The 7906-nt window shown below is 43.5% G+C and carries 9 protein-coding genes and 3 tRNA genes; 3 read left to right on the top strand and 9 right to left on the bottom strand.

The features are described from left to right. Nucleotides 1–12: 12 nt before the first annotated feature. The 5 genes from C2M32_RS07215 to dnaQ form a co-directional block, all read right to left on the bottom strand. A tRNA-Asp gene (locus tag C2M32_RS07215) sits at nucleotides 13–89 on the bottom strand. Between the two features lie 36 nt (nucleotides 90–125). After that, nucleotides 126–202, bottom strand: a tRNA-Asp gene (locus C2M32_RS07210). A 26-nt stretch (nucleotides 203–228) separates the two neighbouring features. Further along, nucleotides 229–305, bottom strand: a tRNA-Asp gene (locus C2M32_RS07205). Between the two features lie 98 nt (nucleotides 306–403). Then, nucleotides 404–1765, bottom strand: coding sequence for a TIGR03503 family protein (locus tag C2M32_RS07200; protein WP_105167779.1), 1362 nt, complete (start codon nucleotides 1763–1765; stop codon nucleotides 404–406). A gap of 11 nt (nucleotides 1766–1776) precedes the next feature. Next, nucleotides 1777–2484, bottom strand: a complete 708-nt coding sequence (gene dnaQ, locus C2M32_RS07195; protein WP_105167778.1) for a DNA polymerase III subunit epsilon — start codon at nucleotides 2482–2484, stop codon at nucleotides 1777–1779. Nucleotides 2485–2554: 70 nt separating this feature from the next. Between dnaQ and rnhA the strand changes: the two genes are divergently transcribed. After that, nucleotides 2555–3034: a ribonuclease HI gene (rnhA, locus tag C2M32_RS07190; protein ID WP_105167777.1), complete on the top strand. Its 480-nt coding sequence runs from the start codon at nucleotides 2555–2557 to the stop codon at nucleotides 3032–3034. Nucleotides 3035–3043: 9 nt separating this feature from the next. Here the strand turns inward: rnhA and C2M32_RS07185 are convergent, their stop codons facing one another. Then, nucleotides 3044–3799 (bottom strand): class I SAM-dependent methyltransferase, encoded by a 756-nt coding sequence (locus tag C2M32_RS07185; RefSeq protein ID WP_105167776.1) that lies wholly within the window; start codon nucleotides 3797–3799, stop codon nucleotides 3044–3046. A gap of 52 nt (nucleotides 3800–3851) precedes the next feature. On the opposite strand from C2M32_RS07185, the gene gloB reads away from it, so the two are divergent. After that, entirely contained in the window at nucleotides 3852–4619 is a 768-nt protein-coding gene (gene gloB, locus C2M32_RS07180) for a hydroxyacylglutathione hydrolase (protein WP_105167775.1), read from the top strand. An 85-nt stretch (nucleotides 4620–4704) separates the two neighbouring features. Further along, entirely contained in the window at nucleotides 4705–6270 is a 1566-nt protein-coding gene (locus C2M32_RS07175; protein ID WP_105167774.1) for a LysM peptidoglycan-binding domain-containing protein, read from the top strand. Nucleotides 6271–6291: 21 nt separating this feature from the next. On the opposite strand, the gene C2M32_RS07170 is transcribed toward C2M32_RS07175, so the two are convergent. Genes C2M32_RS07170 through C2M32_RS07160 form a run of 3 tightly spaced genes read right to left on the bottom strand, consistent with a single transcriptional unit; the run spans nucleotide 6292 to nucleotide 7798 of the window. Then, entirely contained in the window at nucleotides 6292–6735 is a 444-nt protein-coding gene (locus C2M32_RS07170) for a flavodoxin (RefSeq protein ID WP_105167773.1), read from the bottom strand. Next, nucleotides 6735–7469: a tRNA pseudouridine(65) synthase TruC gene (gene truC / locus C2M32_RS07165; RefSeq protein WP_105167772.1), complete on the bottom strand. Its 735-nt coding sequence runs from the start codon at nucleotides 7467–7469 to the stop codon at nucleotides 6735–6737. The genes C2M32_RS07170 and truC overlap by 1 nt, the downstream gene beginning before the upstream one ends. After that, nucleotides 7463–7798: a YqcC family protein gene (locus C2M32_RS07160; protein WP_234401250.1), complete on the bottom strand. Its 336-nt coding sequence runs from the start codon at nucleotides 7796–7798 to the stop codon at nucleotides 7463–7465. Before C2M32_RS07160 ends, truC begins: the two co-directional genes overlap by 7 nt. Between the last annotated feature and the right edge of the window lie 108 nt (nucleotides 7799–7906).

Raw genomic sequence — 7906 nt, 5'->3', positions numbered from 1 at the left:
GTGCTTTTCTGTTGGCGGAGTGGACGGGACTCGAACCCGCGACCCCCGGCGTGACAGGCCGGTATTCTAACCAACTGAACTACCACTCCACTTAGGAAAAGCGTGCCTTTCGGCGTTGTAAGATTTGGCGGAGTGGACGGGACTCGAACCCGCGACCCCCGGCGTGACAGGCCGGTATTCTAACCAACTGAACTACCACTCCAGCACTACTTACAAAATTTGAATAATTGGCGGAGTGGACGGGACTCGAACCCGCGACCCCCGGCGTGACAGGCCGGTATTCTAACCAACTGAACTACCACTCCGCATTATTCTTGCTACCAGACTGCTCCCTGACAGCGGCGTGAATAATACGAATCGACCCCATGAGAGTCAACAGTTTTTTTGAAAAATACCCGCTTTTTTAGTCATCTGACATCGAAAGGTTCAAAATATCACCTGATTTGTCATTTTTTGAACCACTTTCGTCAACGTTTTGTTTTTGAGTTTCGTTTTGTGGTTCTTGAGATTGTTTATCTTCATGCTTAGATTTCATAAAAGGGAGTTTAAATTTAAAGTTAATTGGCTTGTTTTGAACAAGTACGCGCACCGCAACCCACCCTGCAAGCAAAATAAGTAGGTTCCCTACAACAATAATACTGACCACAAGTGGCGTATTGATCTCTGGTTCAGGCTCAGGTTCTGGGATGAGTATGGTTTCAATGGGTACAAGTAATTCAGGCACCTTCTCAATCGGTCTTTCAATTTCAAACTTATAAACCGGCAGCGTTGCCATAAACTCACGACCGTTAATATTCTCACCAAATGCTGAAAGTTCAACACTATAACGACCCCAGTCATAGTTTTTAATAGCAAGAGTTCTATACAACCGCTCTTTAGGCTCGATTGTGAATGCCTGCTCTTCGCCATTTGGATAAAAGATTTTACCTTGGAAAATAACACTCTCAGGTTTCACAATTTCATTGTCGAGCTTAATCATCAATTCATGTTCAAACTCTTCGTCCTCGGAAAGGGTCAATTCAAAGTTAAACGGAGGTTCTGACAGTAAAATAGGTTTACCCACAACTTTGCGCTTAACAAGCGGGGTTTCGATAAGAAACTCTGGGCGCCACTCTCCTGCTGGAAATGACAGCTTAAACTCGCCAGTGAAGACCCCATCTAGAGGGCGCTCATCAAATTCTCTGCCATCGTCTTTAAATTCGGTAACGCTTTGTGTACCGGCCCCAAAGTTATCGTAGTTATCGTTATTGGTACTGACAAAATCAACCACCAACGAAATAACGTCACGAAAGTAGCCAATCTCTATCGGCTTGCCATCGTTTGTCACGCGGCCTGTTACCTTTAAAGTCTCTCCTCTAAAGATAAGTGGTGGCAAAGGCTCAACTTCCAGCTCGATGTCACCCACTACCATCACTCGGCTGCCATCTTGAATATTACCTATCACTTGCCATGGACCAGGTGTTGGGTTGGATATCACGACCAAGTCAAAGCTTACTTCGTCATACCATTGCAAACTGTCATCACGTAAGGCGTGCGTTGCATAAATTTTGCTACCATCAGGCTGAACCAACACCACAGCAGGGGAGCCGGGCTTGCGAAAAAATAGTAGCGATATTTTTTCAACTTCATGGTCTATTCGAAAACGGTTATCCAGTAATGGGACCTCATTTGATACCCCATCACGCTCTAAAACTGTCACCTGAGGAGTGGCAAACACACCAGTGGTGACCATGATCATAAACAGAGCGAACCACAACCGTTTCATAATTTACCTCGCTATTTTTGCCATAAGGTTTCGCCATTTTTATTGACAACCTCTAGCCTGGCCAAATGGGCCTGTAATTCTTCATCTGTGGCTTTGACAACTTTCAATGCCGGTCTATCCGCAGCCAAACGACGAATACTACCACTATCATTTTGCTCATTACTGTCATTGCCCGTTGCTAGGTTGAGCTTAACTTGGCCGCCGGTCATGCCCAGATAAACATCCGCCAGTATTTCAGAATCCAGTAATGCCCCGTGCAATGTTCGCTTAGAGTTGTCTATATCGTAGCGCCGACATAATGCATCAAGGTTATTCTTCTGACCTGGGTGCAAATTTCGCGCCATAACAAGTGTGTCCAACACCTCACAGTAATCATGTGTTGCTGGGAAGCCTTGATTAAGCATAGCAAACTCATGGTCCATAAACCCGACATCGAACGGCGCGTTATGAATCACCAACTCTGCACCCTTTATATAATCAAAGAACTCTTGAGCCACCTGATTAAATAGCGGCTTATCACGTAAAAACTCATTCGTGATACCGTGTACATCAATCGCCTCTTCTTCAATTTCTCTTTGCGGATTAATGTAAACATGAAAGTTATTACCCGTGAGTCGACGATTCACAAGCTCTACACAGCCTATTTCGATGATCCTATGCCCAGCTTTGGGATCTATACCTGTGGTTTCCGTATCTAGGACTATTTGTCGTTTTAGCATATCGTCTGCCGCCCAACTTTGTTATGGTTAGCCATTAATACATCTATTCTACATAAAAACAGGTCTATTCGTGCAAAAAACCGTAGAGATTTATACTGACGGATCATGTCTTGGTAACCCAGGCCCTGGTGGTTATGGCATCTATATGAGTTATCAAGGCCATGAAAAAAAGCTCTCACAAGGCTATCAACTGACAACAAACAACCGAATGGAGATGCTTGCAGCAACAGTCGCATTAGAAACGCTCACTAGACCATGTCATGTCATACTATATACAGACAGTCAGTACGTTAAGCAAGGTATTGAGTCTTGGCTTGAAAATTGGAAAAAACGTAATTGGAAAACAGCGTCAAAAGCTCCTGTCAAAAATGTTGATTTGTGGCAGAGACTCGACAATGCTTGCCAAAGGCACACCATTGAATGGCGCTGGGTCAAAGGGCACAGTGGCAACCAGTATAATGAACTGGTTGACGACCTTGCCCGTGAAGCGGCATCATCAGATAAGTTGCTGGTTGACGAAGGATACCAAACCGAATCGGCAAACAGTTAAAACACAGCGTTACTTTTCGTTTGACGAACGGGTTTGCGTAAGTCGTGCACTTTTCACTGCCGGTGCCCATTTTGGACGAGCGTGCCATTTGGGTTTTATTGGCGTAAGTGGTGCAACCCGTTTGCGCGCAACCAGCATATAACAGCTTCCCATTGGCTTTAGATACTGGCGGCAAAAACGTCGCCACGGGGCAAAACGTGATAGACGGCTCCCCCGAGCAAGCGAAGCATGAATAAAACGTTCATCGGCTAAAATTTCAAATCCTAATAAGTCTAACCAGTCTTTAACCCTTGAAGGAGTAAAAAAGCGGCCTGACCAAGGTAGTTTTTCTTTACTAAAGGGTAATAAATTCGCTAATCCACATAAACTAAACGGATTAAACCCAGTGATTACAATGTAACCGCCAGGTATAAGTGTACGATGTGCCTCGCGTAATATATGGTGAGGGTCAGAATGATACTCTAGGCACTGGCTTAAAATACATGCATCAACGCTATGCTCAGAAAAAGGCAGCTCGTCTACCTCAGCAACGACACCCACATGCTGCAATTGATGTGGCGCAACACATACCTGATGTTTGATAGCACTTTTAGAGGTGCTGATCTGTCCACTGAGACTTCCCAGCTTCAACATATGATAACCGAACATCCTCGGCAACCATTTGCCCACTCTTCTCTCTATGCCAATCCGTAAATAGTCACCGTGGGGGAAATCTTGCCAATCAAGTGGCTTTGGACCTTGTTGAAAACTTAAGGCTGGTTTCATTGAATTTGCCCGTTATACTAATGCTATCAATCACTTTATAGAGCAATTAACTATGGTGCAAGTCGAGCCAATAAAAGCTTTTCAAGATAACTATATTTGGGCTGTCCGCGACACCAAGCAAAACCAAGTCTGGGTAGTTGACCCGGGACAAGCAGCTCCCGTAATGGATTATTTGCAACAACATAACGCTAACCTGCAAGGCATTTTGATTACACATCACCACTGGGATCACACCGACGGTGTAGCCGAACTACAACGTTTTGCACCCAACATCACGATTTATGGGCCCAAAAAGTCACCGTTCGAAGGCATTACTCAACCTCTGATTGAAGGCGATGAAATTAACGTCTTGGGCGTACAATATTCGATTATCGAAACACCGGGGCATACGCTGGATCATATCTGTTACATTAATGATCAGCATAGCTTTACTGGTGACACGCTATTTAGTGCCGGCTGTGGACGCCTATTCGAAGGAGACCCCAAGCAAATGTGGCAGTCATTGCAAAAGTTAGCAGCGCTTGCTGATACCACTTTGATTTATTGTACCCACGAATATACAGCCGCCAATTTAGCCTTTGCCAAAGCGGTTGAGCCACATAATCCCAATATTCAACAGTACCAACAATGGGTAGAAGAAAAGCGTCGCCAAGACCAACCAACCCTGCCCACTTCAATGGCTAAAGAGCGTTTAGTTAACCCTTTTTTACGCGCAGAACACCAACACATCAGTGAACACATTCCTACTCAGTTCCAGCGTAATCACGATGAACCTTGGCTGGTTTTTGCCGCTCTACGTGCATGGAAAGACGCCTTTTAACCAATAGGCTATACTAACTACTTTAAATATATGTACTTAACAGGTAGTATTGGCGAGTTTTTGCTTGAGTAAAAGAAAGTTGCCCATGAATAAATTGTCCATATCTATTGTATTGACAGCACTGCTGAGTAGCGGTTGTCAGACGTTAACCGCTGTCGATAACAAAGCCGAAGAAAAGGCATCCCAGCTCAATAACGCCAGTCCTGCAGAGATCAGTGACACTTTACTGAGTGCAATCCAAGAGCAAATTGAAGCGGATGAACCACCGCCAGTGTTTGACGATGTATGGGAACGAATTCGTTATCAACTTTCTATTGATGTACCGCAAAATCGCCCTGTTGTTGCTGAAAGAAACTACTATCAGCGTCACCAAGCCTATCTAGACAGAATTGCTAAACGTGCAGAGCCTTACCTCTACTTTATTGTAGAGGAAGTTGAAAAGCGCCAGATGCCAATCGAAATTGCATTACTACCCATTGTTGAAAGTGCGTTTGACCCATTTGGCTATTCACATCGTAGTGCATCGGGGATCTGGCAATTTATGCCACAAACTGGTGAGCGATTTAACCTCAAGCAAAACTGGTGGTACGATGGCCGCAGAGACATAGTACAGTCAACTCGTGCAGCACTGGACTATTTAAGCTACTTACACAAAACACTCGAAGGTGACTGGCTCAACGCGATTGCTGCTTACAATTCGGGCGAAGGTCGATTATTAAAAGCGATTAGAAAGAATCGTAAAAAGCACTTGCCTACCGATTTTTGGTCATTAGATTTACCACAAGAGACAACCACTTACGTTCCTAAGTTATTAGCTTTATCTGACTTACTAAAACGCCAAGAAGAGTTTAAGGTAAGCTGGAAAAAAATCATCAATGCACAGGTCGTTGAGTCTGTGGATATTGGCTCTCAAATTGATTTGGCTATGGCCGCAGATATGGCGGATATCTCTCTTACGGAACTTTACCGACTCAACCCTGCATTTAACCGCTGGGCGACCGACCCAAATGGACCGCATTCGCTACTTCTGCCCGCTGACAAGGTTGATGTATTTAAAGAAAAACTAGCCGCAACACCAGTTAAAGACAGACTTCGCTGGCAGCACTACGCCGTTAAAAAAGGTGACACACTATCTGTTATCGCAGCAAAGTTTTCAACAAGCCCTAGCGCAATACAATCTTTAAACAAGCTGAATTCACATATAATCAAAATAGGCCAGAACCTATTAATACCGCTTAGTAAAGGCAAGCTTAAAAGTGAACACTTACCAACAAATGTTCGTAATGCGGTTGTGAAAACACCTCAAGCACAGAAGACTCATGTTGTGGCAAATGGTGACACGTTATGGGATATCAGTCGTGAGTACGATGTGACCATTAAACAGCTTGCGCGTTGGAACAAGTTAAAATCTAACGCAATTTTACGCTTAGGACAAAAACTTACCATCTATCAAGAAGCTAAGACTGAAAAAGTTACGCCAACCAATCGTACCATTACTTACAAAGTAAGACGTGGCGATTCATTGGCACGCATCGCTTCTAAATTCAATCTTACGGTTAAAGAGATTGTAAAGTGGAACGATTTAGCTGGGCAAAAATACTTGTATCCAGGCCAAAAACTAAAGCTCAAAGTTGATGTAAAAAACTCTTAAAAAGCGCCACTGGCGCTTTTTTTATAAGTACGTGGCCCAGCGCATCAACCACGGCGCTGCGGGCTCCCACGGTTCAAAATGCTCACAGGCATCTATATCTAAGCGCTCCACGGGAACTGTTGCATTCAGCTCTTGTACCAAAGCGTCAATTTGACGCCCCGCACCACAAAATGTTTCTCCGTAGCTAATATCGCCTAAGCCAATCACACCGACTTTCTTATTGGTCAGCATAGGAAATTGACTTTGCATTTGCGTAAACAAAGGCTGTAAGTTATCCGGTAAATCACCTGCCCCCGTCGTTGAAGAAATGAACAGGATATTGCTGGCATTTTGTAGCTGTTCCAGCGTCCCTCCTTCATACACAGTCGCTTCATGACCAAGGCTCTGTAATTTGTTTTTTACTTCAATTGCTAAATTATCGGCATTGCCGTACACACTACCCACAAAAATAGACACTGACGCCATTATTCATAATCCTTTTCAGTATTTGGCCAACCCAATTGTGCACAAATTGACAACATAGGTTCACCAAGGCTCGCTTTAATCGTTATGATTTTATTGGTATAGGGATGAACAAACTTAAGTGAAGTTGCGAACAACATCAACCTTTGTAAGCCAAAGTGTTCGAAAAAGAAATGGTTATGCTTGTTGTCACCATGATTCACATCACCAATAATTGGGTAAGATAAATGTTTAAGATGACGACGGATTTGATGCTTTCTCCCAGTTTTTGGAAAGCACTCCACCAGCGAATATCGAATGCTCGGGTATTTACCGAATGGAATAGGTAAACTCGCCTGATACAAGCAATTGAACTGTGTCTGAGCTTCTTGAGGCGCTTTGTTTTGATCCGCAAACTTGTCTGCTATTTTATCCAATTCTTCTTTGAGCGGCCTATCCAAATATACAGATTCTGGTGCATAGCCTCTGACCAATGCTAGATAACGTTTTTCAATATTACCTTCGATAAACACTTGATTCATATCACGCGCGGCCTCAGAACTCAGAGCAAATAGCAATACGCCTGACGTGGGTCTGTCCAAACGGTGTATAGGAAACACATGCTGGCCAAGTTGGTCTCTAAGCATTTGCATCGCAAATTGCGTTTCTCTTTTATCTAAAAAAGAACGATGTACCAGTAAGCCTGATGGCTTGTTAATCGCTACGTAATTCTCGTCTTGATATATAATCTCTAGCATATTTCACCCTGAGATAAGCTCTGATCTAATCTGGCAAGAATATGCTTTACGTCAGCAAAATGAACATGAGTATGTAATGAGACATCCGCCATCGGTGCCAATGCAATATTACTTGGTAAATCAGCTTGGTGGCTAAGCAACTCCAACATTTTAGGAATAAATACAAATTGTAGCCATTGCTCAAAACTCAATGTGTCACAACAAAATGGCTGAGTAGATTGCAACAAACTGGGGTTAATTGGCTGTACTTGCCACAACGCAGCAGACTTAAGTGTTTGTTCTAACTCTTGTACAAGTGTCATAATATGTTGATGAAACGAACTGTTCATTATCAAAACTCAATGTCGTATTAATGGCGCAATTATACCTAAACTGACAATCTTTACCCATAGCTCGCTTATCAGATCCACTAATAACGGGTATAATCTCGCGCTCTA

The sequence above is a fragment of the Pseudoalteromonas sp. T1lg23B genome (assembly GCF_002964665.1).
GTDB lineage: Bacteria > Pseudomonadota > Gammaproteobacteria > Enterobacterales > Alteromonadaceae > Pseudoalteromonas.
This window is presented reverse-complemented; position numbering and strand designations above follow the sequence as displayed.

What these genes read in the sequence shown, in the direction of transcription:
- C2M32_RS07200 (WP_105167779.1), bottom strand. Translation starts at nt 1,765, where the DNA reads ATGAAACGGTTGTGGTTCGCTCTGTTTATGATCATGGTCACCACTGGT.
- dnaQ (WP_105167778.1), bottom strand. Translation starts at nt 2,484, where the DNA reads ATGCTAAAACGACAAATAGTCCTAGATACGGAAACCACAGGTATAGAT.
- C2M32_RS07185 (WP_105167776.1), bottom strand. Translation starts at nt 3,799, where the DNA reads ATGAAACCAGCCTTAAGTTTTCAACAAGGTCCAAAGCCACTTGATTGG.
- gloB (WP_105167775.1), top strand. Translation starts at nt 3,852, where the DNA reads ATGGTGCAAGTCGAGCCAATAAAAGCTTTTCAAGATAACTATATTTGG.
- C2M32_RS07175 (WP_105167774.1), top strand. Translation starts at nt 4,705, where the DNA reads ATGAATAAATTGTCCATATCTATTGTATTGACAGCACTGCTGAGTAGC.
- C2M32_RS07170 (WP_105167773.1), bottom strand. Translation starts at nt 6,735, where the DNA reads ATGGCGTCAGTGTCTATTTTTGTGGGTAGTGTGTACGGCAATGCCGAT.
- truC (WP_105167772.1), bottom strand. Translation starts at nt 7,469, where the DNA reads ATGCTAGAGATTATATATCAAGACGAGAATTACGTAGCGATTAACAAG.
- C2M32_RS07160 (WP_234401250.1), bottom strand. Translation starts at nt 7,798, where the DNA reads ATGAACAGTTCGTTTCATCAACATATTATGACACTTGTACAAGAGTTA.